Annotated in this window: 15 protein-coding genes; 1 reads left to right on the top strand and 14 read right to left on the bottom strand. The window is 63.5% G+C overall.

Going from position 1 to position 18,254, the window contains the following annotated elements:
* Window positions 1-40: 40 nt before the first annotated feature.
* Window positions 41-457 carry a nucleoside-diphosphate kinase gene (ndk, locus tag AC1RDJ_RS25330; protein ID WP_070223377.1) on the bottom strand — a complete coding sequence of 139 codons (417 nt, stop codon included), beginning with the start codon at window positions 455-457 and terminating at the stop codon, window positions 41-43.
* Window positions 458-678: 221 nt separating this feature from the next.
* Between ndk and AC1RDJ_RS25335 the strand changes: the two genes are divergently transcribed.
* Window positions 679-1,365 (top strand): Bax inhibitor-1/YccA family protein, encoded by a 687-nt coding sequence (locus AC1RDJ_RS25335; protein ID WP_071322696.1) that lies wholly within the window; start codon window positions 679-681, stop codon window positions 1,363-1,365.
* Between the two features lie 63 nt (window positions 1,366-1,428).
* On the opposite strand, the gene AC1RDJ_RS25340 is transcribed toward AC1RDJ_RS25335, so the two are convergent.
* From AC1RDJ_RS25340 to AC1RDJ_RS25400, 13 genes are all read right to left on the bottom strand, one after another.
* Window positions 1,429-2,274 (bottom strand): LysR family transcriptional regulator, encoded by an 846-nt coding sequence (locus AC1RDJ_RS25340; protein WP_071322695.1) that lies wholly within the window; start codon window positions 2,272-2,274, stop codon window positions 1,429-1,431.
* A 28-nt stretch (window positions 2,275-2,302) separates the two neighbouring features.
* Window positions 2,303-3,460: a cyclopropane fatty acyl phospholipid synthase gene (cfa, locus tag AC1RDJ_RS25345; RefSeq protein WP_493029075.1), complete on the bottom strand. Its 1,158-nt coding sequence runs from the start codon at window positions 3,458-3,460 to the stop codon at window positions 2,303-2,305.
* 296 nt (window positions 3,461-3,756) lie between these two features.
* Window positions 3,757-4,803 (bottom strand): cupin-like domain-containing protein, encoded by a 1,047-nt coding sequence (locus AC1RDJ_RS25350; RefSeq protein WP_083411677.1) that lies wholly within the window; start codon window positions 4,801-4,803, stop codon window positions 3,757-3,759.
* Between the two features lie 82 nt (window positions 4,804-4,885).
* Window positions 4,886-6,814 (bottom strand): glycosyl hydrolase family 18 protein, encoded by a 1,929-nt coding sequence (locus tag AC1RDJ_RS25355; protein WP_493029076.1) that lies wholly within the window; start codon window positions 6,812-6,814, stop codon window positions 4,886-4,888.
* A 410-nt stretch (window positions 6,815-7,224) separates the two neighbouring features.
* On the bottom strand, window positions 7,225-8,568 hold the full coding sequence (gene rlmD / locus AC1RDJ_RS25360) for a 23S rRNA (uracil(1939)-C(5))-methyltransferase RlmD (protein WP_493029077.1): 1,344 nt from the start codon (window positions 8,566-8,568) through the stop codon (window positions 7,225-7,227).
* Between the two features lie 240 nt (window positions 8,569-8,808).
* Complete coding sequence (rpoS, locus tag AC1RDJ_RS25365; RefSeq protein ID WP_289885637.1) at window positions 8,809-9,843, bottom strand: RNA polymerase sigma factor RpoS; 1,035 nt, start codon at window positions 9,841-9,843, stop codon at window positions 8,809-8,811.
* Between the two features lie 8 nt (window positions 9,844-9,851).
* Window positions 9,852-10,772 carry a peptidoglycan DD-metalloendopeptidase family protein gene (locus AC1RDJ_RS25370; RefSeq protein WP_083411676.1) on the bottom strand — a complete coding sequence of 307 codons (921 nt, stop codon included), beginning with the start codon at window positions 10,770-10,772 and terminating at the stop codon, window positions 9,852-9,854.
* Window positions 10,773-10,814: 42 nt separating this feature from the next.
* Window positions 10,815-11,705 carry a protein-L-isoaspartate(D-aspartate) O-methyltransferase gene (locus tag AC1RDJ_RS25375; RefSeq protein WP_493029078.1) on the bottom strand — a complete coding sequence of 297 codons (891 nt, stop codon included), beginning with the start codon at window positions 11,703-11,705 and terminating at the stop codon, window positions 10,815-10,817.
* 9 nt (window positions 11,706-11,714) lie between these two features.
* Window positions 11,715-12,452 carry a 5'/3'-nucleotidase SurE gene (gene surE / locus AC1RDJ_RS25380; RefSeq protein WP_071322689.1) on the bottom strand — a complete coding sequence of 246 codons (738 nt, stop codon included), beginning with the start codon at window positions 12,450-12,452 and terminating at the stop codon, window positions 11,715-11,717.
* Window positions 12,453-12,546: 94 nt separating this feature from the next.
* Complete coding sequence (locus tag AC1RDJ_RS25385; protein WP_493029079.1) at window positions 12,547-15,015, bottom strand: tetratricopeptide repeat protein; 2,469 nt, start codon at window positions 15,013-15,015, stop codon at window positions 12,547-12,549.
* A 21-nt stretch (window positions 15,016-15,036) separates the two neighbouring features.
* Window positions 15,037-15,642, bottom strand: a complete 606-nt coding sequence (locus tag AC1RDJ_RS25390) for a toll/interleukin-1 receptor domain-containing protein (RefSeq protein WP_071322688.1) — start codon at window positions 15,640-15,642, stop codon at window positions 15,037-15,039.
* Window positions 15,643-15,923: 281 nt separating this feature from the next.
* Window positions 15,924-17,978 (bottom strand): DNA repair helicase YoaA, encoded by a 2,055-nt coding sequence (yoaA, locus tag AC1RDJ_RS25395; RefSeq protein ID WP_493029080.1) that lies wholly within the window; start codon window positions 17,976-17,978, stop codon window positions 15,924-15,926.
* Between the two features lie 37 nt (window positions 17,979-18,015).
* On the bottom strand, window positions 18,016-18,216 hold the full coding sequence (locus AC1RDJ_RS25400) for a YdcH family protein (RefSeq protein WP_071322687.1): 201 nt from the start codon (window positions 18,214-18,216) through the stop codon (window positions 18,016-18,018).
* Window positions 18,217-18,254 lie beyond the last annotated feature (38 nt).

The following is an 18,254-nucleotide window of genomic DNA, read 5'->3' on the forward strand; positions in this document are numbered from 1 at the left end:
TTTCACAGATAACGCCAGGAAATAACGTTATCTAAGGCAATTAAGCCTTCAGTTCTGGGAAGAAGTAAGCGATTTCCACTTTAGCAGCTTCGACAGCGTCGGAGCCGTGTACGGCGTTGGCGTCGATCGAATCGGCGAAATCGGCGCGGATCGTGCCTTTTTCTGCTTTCTTCGGATCGGTCGCGCCCATCAGGTCACGGTGGGCCAGAACGGCGTTTTCGCCTTCCAGAGCCTGGATCATGACTGGACCGGAAACCATGAAGTCCACCAGGTCTTTGAAGAAGCCGCGCTCTTTGTGCGCTGCGTAGAAGCCTTCAGCTTGTTCGCGCGACAGTTGGGTCATGCGCGCAGCAACGATTTTCAAGCCAGCGTTTTCAAAACGGGTGTAGATTTGACCGATTACGTTTTTTGCAACTGCGTCTGGTTTGATGATCGACAGGGTGCGTTCGATTGCCATGTGTGAAAACTCCAATAAAAAGAAAGGTTTAAAACGATAAATTGATAACTCAATCAACCTTTGATTTTACCATACTCCACCCCATATCACCCAGACAGGCAGGGGGCATCTTCCTGCCCTGCCTGTGTTTAATTAAATCTTAAGCTGGTTTTTTTGTAAAAACCGGGGTCCATGCTATCCTTGGGCAAAGCAGTAATTTGAATTGACAACACGGAGGCACTATGAATCAGAACATGCAACGCACCTTTGACCTGTCGGGGGGCATGCAGCAAGTCCGCCATCAGGTCTTGCGCAACACTTACTGGCTGCTGGCACTGTCCATGATCCCGACCGTGCTGGGCGCCTTCATCGGCGTGCAAATGCATTTGCCGATGCTGACCGGCGGCATGGGCTTCATCATCTTCATGCTCGTCGCATTCGGCTTCATGTACGCGATTGAAAAAACCAAGAACTCGGGCCTCGGCGTCGCCGTCCTGCTGGGCTTTACCTTCTTCATGGGCCTGATGCTCACGCCCATCCTGACGCGTACGCTCGGCTACTCGAACGGCGGCATGCTGATCATGACGGCGTTCGGCGGCACGGCCACCATCCTGGCCGTGATGGCCACCATCGCCACGGTCTCGAAGCGCGACTTCTCGGCCATGGGCAAATGGCTGTTCGCCGGCGTGATCGTGCTGATCCTGGCATCGGTGGCGAACATCTTCCTGGGCCTGTCGGCACTGTCGATCGTGATCTCCATGGTCGCCATCGCCATCTTCTCGGCCTACATCCTGTATGACGTGCAGCAAATCATCAACGGCGGCGAGACCAACTACATCTCGGCCACCCTGCGCATCTACCTGGACGTGTACAACATCTTCACCAGCCTGCTCTCCCTTCTGGGTTTCGCTGGCGGCAGCCGCGACTAAGACCAGGCCTTGCGCTTGAACAAAAAGCCGACCCGCGGGTCGGCTTTTTCACGTCTGCCGGCTCTATCTGGCCTTTTCGGCCACATCGAGCAGGCAGGCGCGGGCGCGGTCCAGGGTCGGGTTGTCGCGCTGGGCCGCGTAGACGGCGTAGGCCGAATGCGAGAATTCGGGCGCGTCGCGCACGCGGTGCAAGAGGCCCGCCTCCAGGTAAGGCTGGGCCGAGCCGATGCGGAAATAGCTGGCGCCGCCCACGTCCAGCAGGTAGACCAGCGCCAGCGGCCCCAGCGAAATGGAAACGGGCGGGCTGCTCAGCTCCGGATAGGCCGCCTGGTGGTTCGCCGCAAAAGCCGGGCCCCAGTCCACGTACACATAGGCATCGGCATGCATCTGCCCGTCGGCGCGCGTGGTGACCATCACCAGCTTTTCCTCGGCCAGCAGTTCGCTGACGAGGCCCGGACGCTGCGGCGGGTTGTACAGCACGGCCAGGTCCAGCGAGCCGTCGTGCACGGCGTCGAGCAGGCGCGCCGGACTGTCGACTTCCGCGCGCAGGGCGATCTCTGGGCAATCGCGGCTCATGCGTATCAGCCAGTCGCCCAGCAGCGGCTGCCACAGGCTCAGCTCGCAGCCGATGCTGACGGCGTCTTCGCGCCCCGGCGGCAAGGCCACCTGGTGGCGCGCCCGCTCCCACACCTGCACCATGGTGGCTGCGTGGCGCATGAAGCGTTCGCCGGCCGGCGTCAGGCGGGCGCCGGCCTTGTTGCGCACGAAGAGCTGGCGCCCCAGCTGCTGCTCCAGCGTGCGGATGCGGGCGCTGACGGCCGTCTGCGTCACGTGCATGCGCTCGGCGGCCATGATGAAACTGCCGCTGGACGCCACTTCCAGGAAGGTGCGTGCTTGATTGATATCCATCAAGCCATGATAGCAGCAGACGCCCGCATCAACTGACCCGCTCGTAGCCGCCCAGCACGCCCTGCTTAGCCAGCACCCATTGCCACAGCTGCAGGTCGCGCGCGCGGAAGGCGCCGGCGCACGACAGCAGGTAATACGACCACATGCGATGGAAGCGCTCGCCCAGCTGGGCGGAAAACTGCGGCCACGCCTGCTCGAAATTCGCATGCCAGGCCATCAGGGTCTTGTCGTAGTCGGCACCGAAGTTGTGCAAGTCCTCGGCCACGAACAGGTCATCCATGGCGTCGCCGATCTGGCCGATCGACGGCAGGTCGCCATTCGGGAAGATGTATTTGTCGATCCACGGATCGCACGCGGAATGGCGCTTGTTCTTGCCGATCGTGTGCAGCAGGAACAGGCCATCGTCCTCCAGGCAGCGGTGCGCCACCTCCATGAACGTGCGGTGGTTTTTATGCCCCACGTGCTCGAACATGCCGATGCTGACGATGCGGTCGAACTTTTCATTGGTGTCGCGGTAATCCTGCAGGCGGAAGTCCAGCCGTTCGCCGCCGGGCATGGCGCGCGCATACGCGGCCTGCTCCTGCGAAATCGTCACGCCCACGCACTGCACCTGGTATTTTTCCGCCGCATAGCGCATGAAACTGCCCCAGCCGCAGCCGATATCGAGCACGCGCATGCCCGGCTCGAGGCGCAGCTTGCGGCAGATCAGATCGAGCTTGGCCTCCTGCGCCTCGGCCAGGTTGGCCGCATCCTTCCAGTAGCCGCACGTATAGGTCATGCGCGGATCGAGCATGGCCGCATAGAAGGCATTGCCCAGGTCATAGTGCTCCTTGCCCACCATCCACGCGCGCCGTTCCGTCTGCAGGTTGAACAGGCGCGCATACAGGGCGTGGAAGGCCAGGCGCATGGGGCGCACGTCGTCGGCCACCCGGGCGCGCAGCAGGTGGCAAAAGAATTCGTCGAGCTGCTGCGCATCCCAGTCGCCATCCATATACGCTTCGCCCAGGCCCAGGTTGCCGCTGGCAAAGGCGCGTTCGGGCACGCCGGGCTTGCGCAGCTGCATGTCCCAGGCGGCGCGGCCATTCAGATGGATGTCGGCGCGGGCCAGCAGGTCGGCCGCCTCGCGGGTGAGCCGCGTGTCGGACTGGCGCCCGGCGCCACTTGCCGGTGTGTGTTGCAACTGCATTCGTGCTTGTGTCGTGTGCTGCGTGTTCATGCCCTGCCGCCTCCAGATGGTTGTCGGGTGCCGGCGCGCCGGCATGTCATCGACTGCCCGGCGGCGTACCAGCCATAAAATTATCCGCCCGCCATGCCCATCTGGATAATGAAACATCATGGCCATTCATATCAAAATATTTGCTTTAAAATGATTTGAATCAATTATTTCATGGAAACATCCTGCGCACGAAGCGCTCTGTAGCATGAAAAAAGCCGCCTGTTCGGCGGCTGTTCACGGCAGGTTCGCGCCCTGCGGCGCCGCGATCAAAAGTCGTGATTCGGCGGATACTTCGTGTAGAAATCGTTATCCCACTTGAAATTGGTAAACGCCACCGTCATCGAGACATCGAGCGCCTCGACGAAATGCCAGCAGCCGACGGGCAGGAACAGGATTTCGCCCGGCGCCAGCACGCATTCGCGCACCTGCACGTCGGCCATCAGCGGATAGCGCCGCACGTCGATGTCGCGTCCGTCCACGGGCGTGAAGCAGTGGCGCTGGTTGTACACGCGCGCCACCTCGCAGGCGGCCATGATGCGCAGCCGCTTGCGCCCCGCCACCTGCGCCATGAAGTTATTCGTCAGGTCGTGGTGGAACGGCGTCACCGTGCCGGCCGGGCCAAACCACAGAAAGCCCGTGGGACCGCCGTCCTGGCGCAGGTATTCGGGCAGCTGGCCGATATCGTCCCACAGCTCGCGCAGGGCCTGGCGGTTTTGCGAATTGTTGTTCGCCGTCATATAGAAATCGTTGGTCGCGCCGCTGCCCTCGACCAGGCTGGCGTACTCGCCAAAGGCCATCTTGCGCTTGTGCGCCACGCTGTTCATTTCATATTGCGCGTCCGCTTCGCGACCGAACTGCACCTCCACCTCGCGCTGTGCGAAATGCTCGCGGAAGTAGGCCGGACTCCATTTGCGCATGGCCGGCCAGTCGTCCATCATGCCGGTGATGATCACGGGCTGGTTGATCGAATAGTACTCGTCCAGGAATTGCTGCGCGGACAGCTTGTCGCGGCGCGGGATCTCGGGCGAACGCAGGTGGTTCAGCTTGCGCTGGATGTCGATCACCCAGTCGCGCTTGGCCAGCCGGTTCGACAGGCGCACGGCGCCGGCCAGGTAGGGGCTTTGCAGCGCCAGCTCCACTTCGCGGCGCGCCAGCGCTTCGGCGATGCCGGCCTGCTGCAGCACCGGCATCAGCGCCGACGGATGGCTGCCCAGCATGAGGTTTTCCGCGATCCAGCTGCGCCATTCGCGGCTCAGCTCCGGGTCCTGCTTTTGCTCCAGCTGCTTTACTCCCAAGGTCGATACCGCCGCCATCGCCGTCTCCTGTTTTTTATGTGAATAAGCGGCCGGGCAGCAATGCCGCCCGGCCGCGTCCTACTCTAGAGCAATTTCAACATTAACGCACCTTCCACACCTCCGTCGCCAGCACGCCATTCGCGTCGCCATCGAGCTCCCACGAGAACGCGCCGCGCAAGCCCTGGTCCTTGACGTATTTGACCTTGGTGCCGATGACGGTCGGATCGTCATAGCTCCACCACTGGCCGCCCGCACCCGTGTACAGGTACAGCTGCTTGGTCACGGGATGGTAGTAGCGCGTACCGGCCTTGGCGACGAGGACTTTATAGTCTTCGATGCCCGACTCGTACGTGCCCGGCGCCATGCCCGTGGCCGCCTGGTACAGGCCATCGCCATTCGGTCCCGGCGCCACGCCCGTCCAGCCACGGCCATAGAACGGAATACCGAGCAGCAGCTTGTCGCGCGGCACGCCGGCGGCAATCATGTACTGCACCGCCTTGTCACCCACGTATTCGCGCGCCATGCCCGTCGACGGATCGGCAGGGTCGGCAAACAGCTGGGCGTTGAAGTTGGTGCTGTTTTCCCAGCCGCCGTGGAAGTCGTAGGTCATCAGGTTGATCCAATCCATGTACTGCGAGTACAGGGCCGGTTCCGTGTTATCGATCTTGTCCTTGCCGGCACCGACGGCCGCCGTCAGCAGGTAACGCTTGCCGTTGGCTGCGCCGAGCGCATCGAGCTGGCTGCGGAATTCCGCCATCAGCAAGGTGAAGTTGCGCTTGTCGTTGGGGCTGACCGTGTTGTACGGCTGGCCGCCGCCGACCGGGTATTCCCAATCGATGTCGATGCCGTCAAAGATGTTGGCCGCCGCCGCCACGCCGCCGCGTCCACCCTGCACCGGCAGGTTGCCCTTGATGTAGATATCGATGCAGGAACGTACCATCTGCTTGCGCAGCGCATCGGTGGCGGAACCGACGGAGAAGTTCTTCGACCAGCTCCAGCCGCCCAGCGAGATGAACAGCTTCAGGTTCGGGTGCGCCGCCTTCAGCTTTTTCAGCTGCAGGAAGTTGCCCGACAGGGGAGCGTCCCAGGGAATGGCCTGGCCATCGACGGTGCGCTTCGGCGTGCGGATGTAGTCGGCCTCGGCATCGCCGCCCGTGCCCGCGTCGGGCGAATTCGGATTCGTCGCGCCCGGCTCCGTCTTGGTGATCATGGCGCACTCGTAGCCGCCATTTTTCGGATAGATATTGCCGAAGGCGTAGTTGATGAAGGTCAACTTATCGGCCACGCCGCTCGTATGCACGTTCGCCACCTCATAGTCGCGGCCATACACGCCCCATTGCGCGAAATACGAACCCACTTCGCGGCCGGTTGGCGTTGGCGTTGGCGTTGGCGTCGGTGTCGGTGTCGGTGTCGGCGTTGGCGTTGGCGTCGGGGTAGGTGTCGGTGTCGGTGTCGGCGTCGGTGTTGGAGTCGGCGTGGTGCTGCAGATCTCCTGGCTGGTCCATGGCTTGCCCGTGCCGGCGGCGCCGCTGCTGGTCGACGGGTTGTCGCCCTGCGTCCAGTAGTTGGCGCGGTAATTGGTGCCGGCGTAGCTGACGGTGGCGCCCGCGCTGTATGCCGTGCCGGCGGCCCAGGCCAATGCGCACGTGCCACCGGTCGGTGTCGGTGTCGGCGTTGGCGTTGGTGTCGGGGTAGGCGGCGGTGTTGGCGTCGGGGTGGGTGTCGGCGTTGGCGTCGGGGTCGGGGTCGGCGTGGTGCCGCCGTCGCAAGTGCCGCCCGCGCTCCACAGGCTAGGCGTGGAGACGGGATTCCAACCCGAGCCCACGTGGTCGGTCTGCGTCACCAGGGCCGTATAGTTGGCGCCCAGGTAAGTGACCACCGTGCCGGCGTTGTACGTGCCGCCCTCTTGCCACGGCACGCAGGCAACCGTGCTGACGGCCAGCAATTGCGAGCCGCCCGGCGCGCTGGCGTCGCTGCCGCCGCCACCGCATGCCGCCAGCACACCACCGCTGGCCAGGCATACCATCATGTTTCTGATCGTCTTTCTGAGTATTAAATTTTCCACGCTGTCTCCTGTTCAGGTTTGCGGAAATACCACTCTGCTTCGATAAAGAGCTACCCTGTGTTCTAGTTTTTTTGCAGTTGCAAGAACAGCATGCTGCTGAAAAAATAGGCGGTCAAGTGGTTTTGAAGTGGCATCAAACCGTGCAATACCAGTTCGGCCAGAAACGGCAAAAGCATATGCCGATGGCGTGTTGTCCTACTGGAGGACGAAAAAATGACAGAAGGAAGATGAACGGAAGGGCTTGATCGGCAAAAAACAGACCAATTTTATAACACGGTGTAAGTGGTATTACGGTGGCTTGCTGCGCCATTGACGGTGCCGCCGGAAACGGCGACGGCGGGTGCCTGCCTGGCCACCCGCCGTATTTTAGTTATTTATTGAGCCAGATCAAACACGGCCATCGACTCGACGTGCGAGGTATGCGGGAACATGTTCACCACGCCCGCCTTGCTCAGCACATAACCGGCTTCCAGCGCCAGGATGCCGGCATCGCGCGCCAGGGTCGAAGGGCTGCACGAGACATAGACGATGCGTTTCGGGAGCATGTCGGGACGCGCTTGCGCCAGGCCGACCAGTGCCTGGCACAGGGCCATGGCGCCATCGCGCGGCGGGTCGATCAGCATGCGGTCGAACTTGCCCAAGGCGATCAGGTCATCCGTCGTCACTTCAAACAGGTTGCGCGTCGAGAACGAGGTCTTCTCCGCCAGGCCGTTGGCCAGGGCGTTTTCCAGCGCCCGCTCCGTCAAGGCGGTGCTGCCTTCGATGCCCACCACTGCGCTGCCCTGCGTGGCCAGCGGCAAGGTAAAATTGCCCAGGCCGCAGAACAGGTCGGCCACGCGATCTTGCGGCTGTACTTCCAGCAGGCGCAGGGCTTTCGATACCAGCACGCGGTTGATGTGGTGGTTCACCTGGGTGAAGTCGACGGGCTTGAACGGCATCTTGACGCCGAATTCCGGCAGCAAATAATGCAGTTGCTTGTCCAGCGGATAGAACGGCACGGCCGTTTCCGGACCTTTCACCTGCAACCACCATTGCACGCCGTACTCGTCGGCAAACGCCTTCAATTTCGTCTCGTCGTCCGCCGTGAGCGGCGCCATGATGCGCAGCACCATGGCCGTCACGTCTTCGCCGACGGCCAGCTCGATCTGTGGCATCTGGTCGAAGATCGACAGCGAAGCGATCAGCCCGCGCAGCGGCAGCAGCATGGCCGAGATGTGCGGCGGCAAGATTTCACAGCTATCCATGTCGGCCACGAAAGCCGATTTCTTTTCATGGAAGCCCACCAGCACGGCGTCTTTCTTCTTGACGTGGCGCACCGACAGGCGTGCGCGGTAGCGGTAGCCCCACGTCGGGCCATACATGGGGCGCATCACGCTTTGCGGACGCACCTTGCCGATATGCCACAGATTATCTTCCAGCACACGCTGTTTGATCGCCACTTGCGCCGACGGTTCCAGGTGCTGCATCGAGCAGCCGCCGCAGTTGTCGAAATGCTTGCACTTGGGCGTCACGCGCATCGACGATTCGCGGTGCAGCGCCGTCATGCGGGCCATTTCCCAGTTTTTCTTTTTCTTGAACGTCACAAAGCTGACGCGCTCGCCCGGCAGCGCGCCCTCGACAAACACGACCTTGCCCGGCGAGCCGTCTTCGTTCTCAATATGGCCGACGCCGCGGGCGTCCATGTCGAGCGATTTGATTTCGATGATATTTTCTTGCATAGCGATCAATAGGTAAGAGTGGGCCAGGACGCAGGGCCGCGCTGGAACTTGCAAACAATGGGGGAAAGGTCAGGCGCCGCGAGCGGGGCGTATGATAGCAGATCGCGATCAGCAAAAGCCGCTCAAGCCCGCACCGGGTAGCAAGCCTGAGAAAATGCGCAGGGCAAGGCGCGTGGCCGAAGACAGTACGCCAGTACGGCGAGGCCATGCAACGCCGCCATGCGCGTTTTATCAGACTTGCTACAGCAGGGAGTCACGCACGACGCCGCGTGCCGCCATCGCCCGCTTGAGCTTGATCAAGGCTTCCTGCTGGATTTGCCGCACCCGTTCGCGCGTCACACCCATTTCCTCGGCCAGGGTTTCCAGGGTGGCCGGGTCGTCGTTGTCGAGGCCGAAACGGCGCATGATCACCACGCGCTGTTTGTCCGGCAGCTTGGTCAGCCAGTCGCGCACCAGCACCGTCATTTCATGGTGTTCGGCGCGCGCGTCGGGGCTGTCTTCGCTGGCGCCGGGCAGCATGTCCATCAGCGACGATTGCGGGTCGTTGTCGAGCGGCGCGTCGAGCGAGGTGGCGTGCTCGGACAGGGCCAGGATATCCTGCACCTCTTCCACGGGACGCCCCACCAGGTGGGCGATGTCTTCCGCGGTGGCATCCTTGCCGTCGTGGTGCTGGGCTTCCAGGTGGTATTTGCCGCGCAGGATCTGGTTCAGTTCGCGCACCATGTGCACGGGCAGGCGCACCGTGCGCGCCTGGTTCATGATGGCGCGCTCGATGCTCTGGCGTATCCACCAGGTGGCGTAGGTGGAAAAGCGGAAACCGCGCTCGGGCTCGAACTTGTCGATGGCCCGCATCAGGCCGATGTTGCCCTCCTCAATCATGTCGAGCAAGACCACGCCGCGGTTGATGTAATGCTTGGCGATCGACACGACCAGGCGCAGGTTGTGCTCGATCATGGTTTGCCGGGCTTCGAAATTGCCCTGCTTGGCCAGGGTGGCGTAATGCACTTCCTGCGCCGCCGTCAGCAGGGGCCGCGTGCCGATCTGGTTCAGATAGTGTTGCGTGGTATCGGTCGACAGTTCTGCCGCCAGCACTTTCTTCAATTCATCGACACTTTCCACCAGCACACTGACGCTGGCCGCCTCTGCCCCCTCGCCCGCCTCGACGGCGTCAATGCCGTCGTCGAGATCGCCGGCATCGTCCGTCACGACTTCGTCCGCCGCGTCTTCCGGCGGTTCCGGGTCATCGTCCAGCTGGTCGTGCGGCGCGTGTGTCATTGCTTTACCTAACGGTTAGGCAGGAATTTCGAAGGATCGACAGGCTTGCCTTGCTGGCGGATCTCAAAGTGCAGCTTCACGCGGTCGGCATCGGAATCGCCCATTTCAGCGATGGCCTGGCCTTTGTTGACGCTCTGCCCTTCCTTCACCAGGATGCTGCGGTTATGCGCATAAGCCGACAACAGGCTATTACTGTGCTTCACGATGACAAGATTACCATAACCACGGATTCCGCTCCCGGCATACATGACTTTTCCGGAGCCGGCGGCCACTACCTGCTGGCCCGCCTTGCCGGCGATATCGACGCCCTTGTTCTTGCCTTCGTCAAAAGTGCCGATGACCTTGCCTTCGGATGGCCACATCCAGCTGATCTTGTCGTCGCCAGGCGCCGATGCCGCAGGAGCGGCAGCCGCGGCGGCCGGTGCGGCGGCGGCCGCGACGGGCGCAGGCGCCGCTGCCGGCTTGGCATCGGTGGCGCCGCCATCGGCGCGCAACTCGGCCAGGGTGGCGTCGGAATACGCGCGCTTCTCGCCGCGCGGTCCCGTTTTCTTCGGCACCACGGGCGCGGCCGGTTTGACTTCCGTCACCGGCGGCATGATGATGGCCGACGTTTGCGCGCCGCCCGTGTCGCCATTTGGCGGCAGCACGCGCAGCACCTGATCGACCTTGATGTCGTTCGGATTGCTCAAGTCATTCCACACCACCAGGTCGCGGTAATTCTGTCCATGCTCAAGGGCGATGCGCAACAGCGTGTCGCCGCGCTTGACCGTGTAAAACGCAGGATCGCGATCGCGGGCATCGTTTGCCGCCGCACTGGTGGACGAGGGTTGGCGCTCCACCACCGGCGCCTGGACGCCCGTCGTGCCGCAACCGCTCAACAGGGCGGCCAGGGTGATGCTGCATAGAAGTATCTTACTTTTCTTAATCATTCGCATGTATGTGTATGTCCTGCTTGCTAGCTGATCCGGGGATCATATGGTGCCCGGGCGCAAAGGCACGAAATGGCAATCTTCCAGGGTTTGGCTGGTCCATTCCATTTTCCCCACCCGGGTAATGAGTTGTAAATGTTGCAATTTAGCACCGACTGGCGCAACCAGACGCCCACCGAGCGTTAGCTGTTCCAACAGGGCTTGCGGGACTTCCAGGCCGGCTGCGGCAAGGATGATCCCGTCAAAGGGAGCCGCCTGCGGCAGGCCAAGCATACCATCTCCGTACTGCAAGCGCAGATTCGACACGCGCAGCGGGCGCAAATTGGCCTTCGCCAGCTCGTGCAGGGGCCGGATGCGCTCGATCGAATACACCTCTTTTGCCACCAGCGACAGCACCGTCGCCTGGTAGCCGCAGCCGGTGCCGATTTCCAGCACGCGCTGCAGGCTGCCGCCATTGCGCAGCACTTCGATCATGCGCGCGACGATGTACGGCTGCGAAATGGTCTGGTGATGACCGATCGGCAACGAGGCGTCGATATACGCCTGCGACGCCAGCGCCTCGTCCATGAACATATGGCGCGGCACGGCCTGCATGGCGTCGAGCACCACCTGGTCCTTGACGCCCTGCTTCGCCACGCGGGCCACCATGGCGCGCCGCACGGCGTCGGACACCAGCGGGTTTTGCCGCGGCGGCGCCACCACCGCCGGCTGCGCCCGCTCATTGGCGATGGCCTGGGCGCGCGACGGCGCGATGGGCGCCATGGCACCGTGGTGCGGCGCGCCGCCCCTGGCCGCGCTTTGCGCCGCATTCTGCGTGGCCGTCTGCGGCGTGGCGATCCTCGACTGCGCCAGCGTCTGCCCCCCGCCCTGCCTGGCGGGCTTGCCGGCCAGCGAATCGAGGGAAAGGGGGAAGGTGCGCGGCTTATCGGTCATAGTCAGCGGTCATGCCAGGCCTTGGGCCAGTGCATCGAGTTGGGTGGTATGCGTGAGGTCGATCTGCAGCGGGGTGATCGAGACTTGTCCTTGCTGAATCGCGTAAAAATCCGTGCCGGGACCGCCCTCCTTGGTGGCGCCGGCCGGACCGATCCAGAAAATTTCACGGCCGCGCGGGTCCAGCGCGCGGATGACCGGCTCGGCCGAATGCCGCTTGCCCAGGCGCGTGGCCACCACGCCTTGCAATTGCTCGTACGGAATGGCCGGGATATTCACGTTCAACAGGTACGGTTTCTGCAAGGCGTCAAAACGGCGCTCGACGATTTCCCGCGCCACGCGCGCGGCCGCGTCCAGGTTGGCCCAGCCAAACTCGGACTGCGAAAAGGCGATGGCCGGGATGCCGAACAGATAGCCTTCCGTGGCGGCCGCCACGGTGCCCGAATACAGGGTGTCGTCGCCCATATTGGGGCCATTGTTGATGCCAGACACCACCAGGTCGGGACGCTCGATCAGCATGCCCGTCAGCGCCACGTGCACGCAGTCGGTCGGCGTGCCGTTGACAAAGTAAAAGCCGTTGGCGGCCTTGTGCACGGACAGCGGCCGGTCCAGCGACAGCGAATTGGAGGCGCCCGAGCGGTTGCTGTCCGGCGCCACCACCACGATCTCGGCGATGGGCGCCAGAGCATCGGCCAGTGCCGCCAGGCCCGGCGCCAGGTAGCCGTCGTCGTTACTGATAAGAATTCTCATAACGAGATTTTACCTGAAGCAATGCCAACACTGCGCGTACCGCACGACGATCGGCCGCATTTTTTATGCCGCCGCACCGCTGCGGGGCACATGCTCAGCGCGGCTCGATGCGCGCTTCCGACAACGCTCCTTCCAGCGCCTGCACTTCGTCTTCCTGCAAGGCCAGCAAGCCATCGAGATCGCCTTGCAATTTGTACATGCGTTTCAGCTGCGCCATGCCGCGCTTGCGCAGCTTGCCTGGCACGCCGGGACGCAGCAGGCACGCCTTCAGGTGCTCGGCCAGTTCGCCCGCCTGCAGATACTGTTCGCGCTCGATCATGCCTTGCAGCATGCCGATCATGCTGGCCAGGGTTTCCGGCTCCGCTGCCTCGTGCCCGCCGGCGCGGCCCGCCAGGATGGTTTCCTGCAGATGGCGCGCGCCGTCCAGCACGCTCTCCGCGTGCGGCTGCGCCTTGCCGCCGCTGGCGGGCGCGTTCAGCAGGCGATCGCTACCGCTGAGCACGGCATCCTCCAGCAGGCGCGCCGCCTCGCTTTCGCCCTGCTGCTGCAGGGTGCCGGCCAGCTGCTTCTTGCTGTGCAAGGTATCGAGGTGGTCTTCGCCCAACAGGCGCGCATGCACTTCCAGCACCTGCTCCTGCACGCTGCGCGCCGCATCGAGCTCGCCACGCCGCAACAGCGCCTCGGCCAGCTTGCGCTGACTCATCAGGGTTTCCGGATGGTCGAGGCCGCGCGTGCGCTCGCGCGCCGCCACCTGGTCTTCATGCAGCTGGCGCGCGCCGGCCCAGTCACCCTGCCTCGCCACGATATCGGCCAGCAAATCGCGCGTGACCAGGGTCGCCGCATGGTCGCCGCCGAGGCGCCGCTCCTGGGCTTGCAGGACGACATCGAGCAGGCGCCGCGCGCCTTCCAGGTCGCCGTCGCGCCCCAGCGCCTGCGCCAGGGCCAGCTTGCTGCGCAAGGTGTCGCCATGCTCGGCGCCGAACAGGCGCTCGCGCGCCGCCACCACCTTGGCCAGCACTTGCTGCGCCTGCGCCAGCCGCCCCATGTGCAGCAAGGTGGCGGCGCGGTTGTCCATCGCCCCCAGGGTCATCGGATGCTCGCCGCCCAGCATGCGCGCATACGTGGCCAGCACCGCATTCTGCAGCCGCAGGCCCGCCGCCAGCTCGCCCTGCTGCACCAGGGTTTGCGCCAGGCATGCCCTGGCGGCCAGGGTATCGGGATGTTCGGCGCCCAGCAGCCGTTCGCGCACGTCGACCACGTCCTCCTCGAGGAAGCGCGCCTCGTCGAGCTTGCCCAGCTGGCGCAGCAGGCGCGCCATGCCGCTCTTGCCGGCCAGGCTGTCCGGATGCTCCTCGCCCAGCAGGCGCACGCGGATCTCGACGCTTTGCCGGAAGGCGTCAAGCGCCTGCGTGCTGCGCCCGTCCTTGCGGTACAGCTCACCCAAACGGGCCAGGTCGCGCGCCAGCGGCAAGGCCACGGCGCGCCCCGGTTCCAACTGCAGGGCCTGGCGCGCTTCACCGATGGCCGCCAGCAAGGCGATTTCGCGGCTCGATTGCCAGGGAAAGTAGCCGCCCGTCAGCCAGTGCAGGAAAGCCTCGAAGGTGCGCGTCAGCGAAAAGCGGTCGCCGCCCTGGTCGATGCGCACGGCCAGCTGCTCGCCATACGCGAAGGTTTTCGTCTGCTGCAGCTGGACTTCGTCGAAATAACTGTCGAGGGCGATGTGCGGCAAGCCGTACGAGGCGCGCAGCAGGCGCTCGAACATGGGCTGGAAACCGGCGATGCCCTTGTGCGCGTCGCCGCGGCGCCACTCGGCGCGCTGGGCGCCGTCGCCCATTTCTATGCGCGACGGCAAGGGATACACGAGCAGCGGCCGCTGTTCGTCTTCATGGCTGCGGCGGTACTCGATGGCGCGCGTGACGAGCGCATCGACGCCTTCCAGGCTTTGCCGGTTCGGCGTGAAGACCACCACCAGCTTTTTCGGCAGCAAGGTGGTGCAGATGCCGGCGCTGTCCGTGCGCCCCGTGCGCGAGTCGACCAGCACATAGCGGAAATGCCGCGCCAGCGTATCGGCGAAGCAGCGGAACAGCGCCGGGCAGCTGTCGAACAGCTGGTCCCAGCGCATCTGCGCCAGGCGCTCGCCATAGCTGGCGTCGAAGCGGCCCGCGCGCATCAGGTACAGCGGACTGCCCTGGTCGACGCGTACCACGTACTGCTGCCAGTCGATGGCGTCGAGCACGCGCTGCGCCAGCGCCGCATCCTCGCGCCCCGCGCCCTGCCCGCCCGCGCCTTCCAGGCTGTAGCGTTCAAGCTGCTGGCGGCAAGCCTCGAAAAATTCGAGCACGCCGGGGCGCTCCTCGTGCTGCTCGAAGTAATGGTGCAGTCCCGGCGCCTCCATGTCCCAGTCCAGCATCAGCACCGGCACGCTGGCGTTTTCGCGCCGCGCCAGCAGCACGGCGATATTCGACAGCGCCATGGTGCGGCCGGTACCGCCCTTGTAGGAATAGAAGGTGACGACTTCGCCAGGGGCGTTCAAAGGCGGTAGGGACAGGCGTTGGCATTCCATGACAGGACCTTTTGACGTGGATTAACGTGGAAAGTGCGGAGGCGGAACGGCACGCCATTCCGGCGGGATGGCGGGCAACACGAAGCGGCTGCAATCGTGGCCCGGCGGCGTCGAACGCTTGAGCAAGTGGTAGTGCGTGGCAATGCGCTGCACGATGCGTTCGATGTCGGGCAGGTATTGCGGATTCGACTTCAGGTCGCCGCTGGCCAGGGTATAGCCGGAAAAATCGACGTACAGGCCCGACTCCGTGATCTGCGGCGGCAGGCCGTCCGGATGGCGCGTCATGATGATGGGAATGATCAAATGGCTGGGCAGCTCGTACCAGGCGCGGCGCTCCTGTTCGATCAGTTGCATGGCGGCAAACTCCCGCCGCGTATAGCCATGCGCCTCGTATTTCGGCGTGTACAGCACGATCATGCACACGCTCTGGCACATGGCGCGCGCCACGCGCAGGTCGATATCGTCGCCGCCGCCCAGTTGTTCGCTGTCGATGAACAGGACTTCCTCGCGATCGAGGTGCGGCTCCAGGTAACAGGCCAGCGCCTCGATGAGGTCATTCTTGAACTTGTTCATGAACGCATATTGGCCGTGCGCATAACTCAAGAAACAGCCGTAGCGGATATCCATGGCATCCCCCCTGTTCCCCGTGCGGCGATGCCGTCGCCGCGCCTTGATCCTGCAAGGCATGAGCTCACTCTAATCCGCTGGGTAACGGCCTGTTTGCGCTGGCGCAAAGATGTGTCTGGCGTCCTGGACATTCGACACAATGCCAGAACATGGCACGATCACGCCGTTTTCTGGCATGGCCAGCGCGCAGGCCGGCGCCGCGTGTAATACGCCAGGCATTTGATTGCAAAGGAGAAATTAGAAAAGCAACCGTGCCGGCGCGCGGGCGCCGGCGGGAAACGCTACCCGACCCGGGCCGGCAGGTTGCGGAAGAACTCGACCACTTCGGCCGTGTCGCGCGTGCGCTTGAACGGCGGCAGGCTTTGCCAGATGCGCTTGCCATACGGCTTGGAAATGAGGCGCGGATCGCAGATCATCAGCACGCCACGGTCGCCCTCGTCGCGGATCAAGCGGCCCGCGCCCTGCTTCAGGTTGATGATGGCTTCCGGCAGCGAGTGGTGCATAAAACCGTTCTTGCCCTGCTTTTCCATCACTTCGATGCGCGCGGCCAGCACGGGATCGTCGGGCGGCGCGAATGGCAGCTTGTCGATGATCACCAGCGACAGCGCATCGCCGCGCACGTCGACGCCTTCCCAGAAGCTCTGGCTGCCGATCAGCACGCCATTGCCGGCGGCACGGAACTGGTCCAGCAATTCCGTGCGGCCCCGGTCGCCCTGCACGAACAGGGGGAAGTTCAAGCCGCGCTGCTTGAACTCGTCGGCCAGCCGCTCGGCCGCCCGCTTCACGGCGCGCAAGGTGGTGCACAGGAAGAAGGTGCGCCCGCCCGCCGCCTCGATGATGGGCAAGGCGCAGTCGATGACGGCGTCCGTGTAGCCCAGCGAGTTCGGCTGCGGCAGGTTTTGCGGCACGAACAGCAAGCCCTGCTGGCCATAGTCGAAGGGACTCGGCCAGGTATGCGACGGTTCGCCCGTCAAGCCCATCTGTTCCGAGAAATGCTTGAAATCGTTTTTCACGGCCAGGGTGGCCGACGTGAAGATCCAGCTGCGCGGCGTGCCTTCGCGCTGGTTGTTGAAGATCGGCGCGATCGACAGCGGCGTCTTGTGCAATTGCAGGGAGCTGGAAAACGCTTCCACCCAGAACACGGCTTCTTCGCCGGCCGCGACCTTGGCCTTCGGGTCGAACTTCCAGCCGCTCAGCTGCTGCGCCAGTTCCACGCCGCGCACGCGGCATTGTTCCAGCGTTTCCGCCCGTTCCGCCTGGGTTTCCAGCACGGCTACCATGCCGTCGAGTTCATCCTTGAGGGTGTCGAGCGCGGGGAAGAAATCGCTCGACGGGGCGATCTGCGGCAGGGACAGGCGCACGATATCCTGCGGGAAGGTCAGGCGCAGGTCGCGCGCAGCCTTTTCCACCACCGTCACCGTCTTGGCCCAGTCGATGCCGCGCGCATGGGCGAGGCCTTCGGCCAGCACGTCGCGGCACAGTTCCAGGATTTGCGAAGTCGACACCGTATTGCCAAAGAACAGGGTTGCCGTGTCGGGCAACTGGTGCGCCTCATCGAAGATGATGGTATTGGCCGAGGGCAGCAATTCCGCCACGCCCGTGTCCTTCAGGGCCACGTCGGCAAAGAACAGGTGGTGGTTGACCACCACCACGTCGGCCTGCTGGGCTTCCTTGCGTGCCTTCATGACGAAGCAATCCTGGTAATACTGGCACTCGGCGCCCATGCAGGTGTCGCGCGTGGACGTCACCAGGTTCCAGATCATGGCATTTTCCGGCACCTTGGCCAGTTCCGCCTTGTCGCCGGAGCTCGTCATCTTGATGAAACGCGAGATTTCGCGCAAATGCCCCACGTCGTCGCGTGACGTCATGCGGCCATTCTGCAAGGTGCGTTCCAGATGGTAATGGCAGACGTAGTTCGAGCGGCCCTTCAGCAGGGCCACGGAGACGGGTGCCTGCAGCGCGGCGCGCACGGTCGGGATATCGCGCAGGAACAATTGATCCTGCAAGTTCTTGGTGCCCGTGGAAACGATGGTCTTGCCGCCCCACATCAGGGCCGGCACCAGGTAAGCAAAGGTCTTGCCCGTGCCCGTGCCCGCCTCGGCGATCAGGGTGGTCTGGCTGTCGATGGCGTGGGCGATGGCCTTGGCCATCTCCGTTTGCGAACGACGCGGCTTGTAGCTGCCCACGGCCGGACCCAGCGGGCCGCCGGCGCCGAACAGGCGCTCGATGTCGGCATCGTGCTTGCCAGGCGCCGCCTGGGATTCGGCTGGCAGATTTGCTGGCAGATCGAGAGGCTGGCCGTCTTGGCTTGCAGGCAATAAATTGTGATCGGTCAAAATATACTTAATGAAGGCTGGACGCTACTGGCGCCGGTCAGGCCGGAACGTCGGGCACCAATTGCATTTTCAGCAAGGTGATGTGATCTTTCAACTGCAACTTGCGCTTTTTCAAGCGGCGCAATTGCAGTTCGTCATGATGGCCATCGAGTATCAGCAACTCGATGACGGTATCGAGGTCACGGTGTTCCACGTCGAGTTCAATCAGGCGCCGCTCTATATGCTGTGCATCGCTCATGTGTTGCGTTCCAGGCAGTGTTGTTCAACAGGCGCGCG

It is taken from the genome of Janthinobacterium sp. GW822-FHT07H10 (genome assembly GCF_058798675.1).

Coding starts and splice junctions, on each gene's coding strand:
- ndk (WP_070223377.1), bottom strand. CDS start 457: ATGGCAATCGAACGCACCCTGTCGATCATCAAACCAGACGCAGTTGCA.
- AC1RDJ_RS25335 (WP_071322696.1), top strand. CDS start 679: ATGAATCAGAACATGCAACGCACCTTTGACCTGTCGGGGGGCATGCAG.
- AC1RDJ_RS25340 (WP_071322695.1), bottom strand. CDS start 2,274: ATGGATATCAATCAAGCACGCACCTTCCTGGAAGTGGCGTCCAGCGGC.
- cfa (WP_493029075.1), bottom strand. CDS start 3,460: ATGCAGTTGCAACACACACCGGCAAGTGGCGCCGGGCGCCAGTCCGAC.
- AC1RDJ_RS25350 (WP_083411677.1), bottom strand. CDS start 4,803: ATGGCGGCGGTATCGACCTTGGGAGTAAAGCAGCTGGAGCAAAAGCAG.
- AC1RDJ_RS25355 (WP_493029076.1), bottom strand. CDS start 6,814: ATGATGGTATGCCTGGCCAGCGGTGGTGTGCTGGCGGCATGCGGTGGC.
- rlmD (WP_493029077.1), bottom strand. CDS start 8,568: ATGCAAGAAAATATCATCGAAATCAAATCGCTCGACATGGACGCCCGC.
- rpoS (WP_289885637.1), bottom strand. CDS start 9,843: ATGACACACGCGCCGCACGACCAGCTGGACGATGACCCGGAACCGCCG.
- AC1RDJ_RS25370 (WP_083411676.1), bottom strand. CDS start 10,772: ATGATTAAGAAAAGTAAGATACTTCTATGCAGCATCACCCTGGCCGCC.
- AC1RDJ_RS25375 (WP_493029078.1), bottom strand. CDS start 11,705: ATGACCGATAAGCCGCGCACCTTCCCCCTTTCCCTCGATTCGCTGGCC.
- surE (WP_071322689.1), bottom strand. CDS start 12,452: ATGAGAATTCTTATCAGTAACGACGACGGCTACCTGGCGCCGGGCCTG.
- AC1RDJ_RS25385 (WP_493029079.1), bottom strand. CDS start 15,015: ATGGAATGCCAACGCCTGTCCCTACCGCCTTTGAACGCCCCTGGCGAA.
- AC1RDJ_RS25390 (WP_071322688.1), bottom strand. CDS start 15,642: ATGGATATCCGCTACGGCTGTTTCTTGAGTTATGCGCACGGCCAATAT.
- AC1RDJ_RS25400 (WP_071322687.1), bottom strand. CDS start 18,216: ATGAGCGATGCACAGCATATAGAGCGGCGCCTGATTGAACTCGACGTG.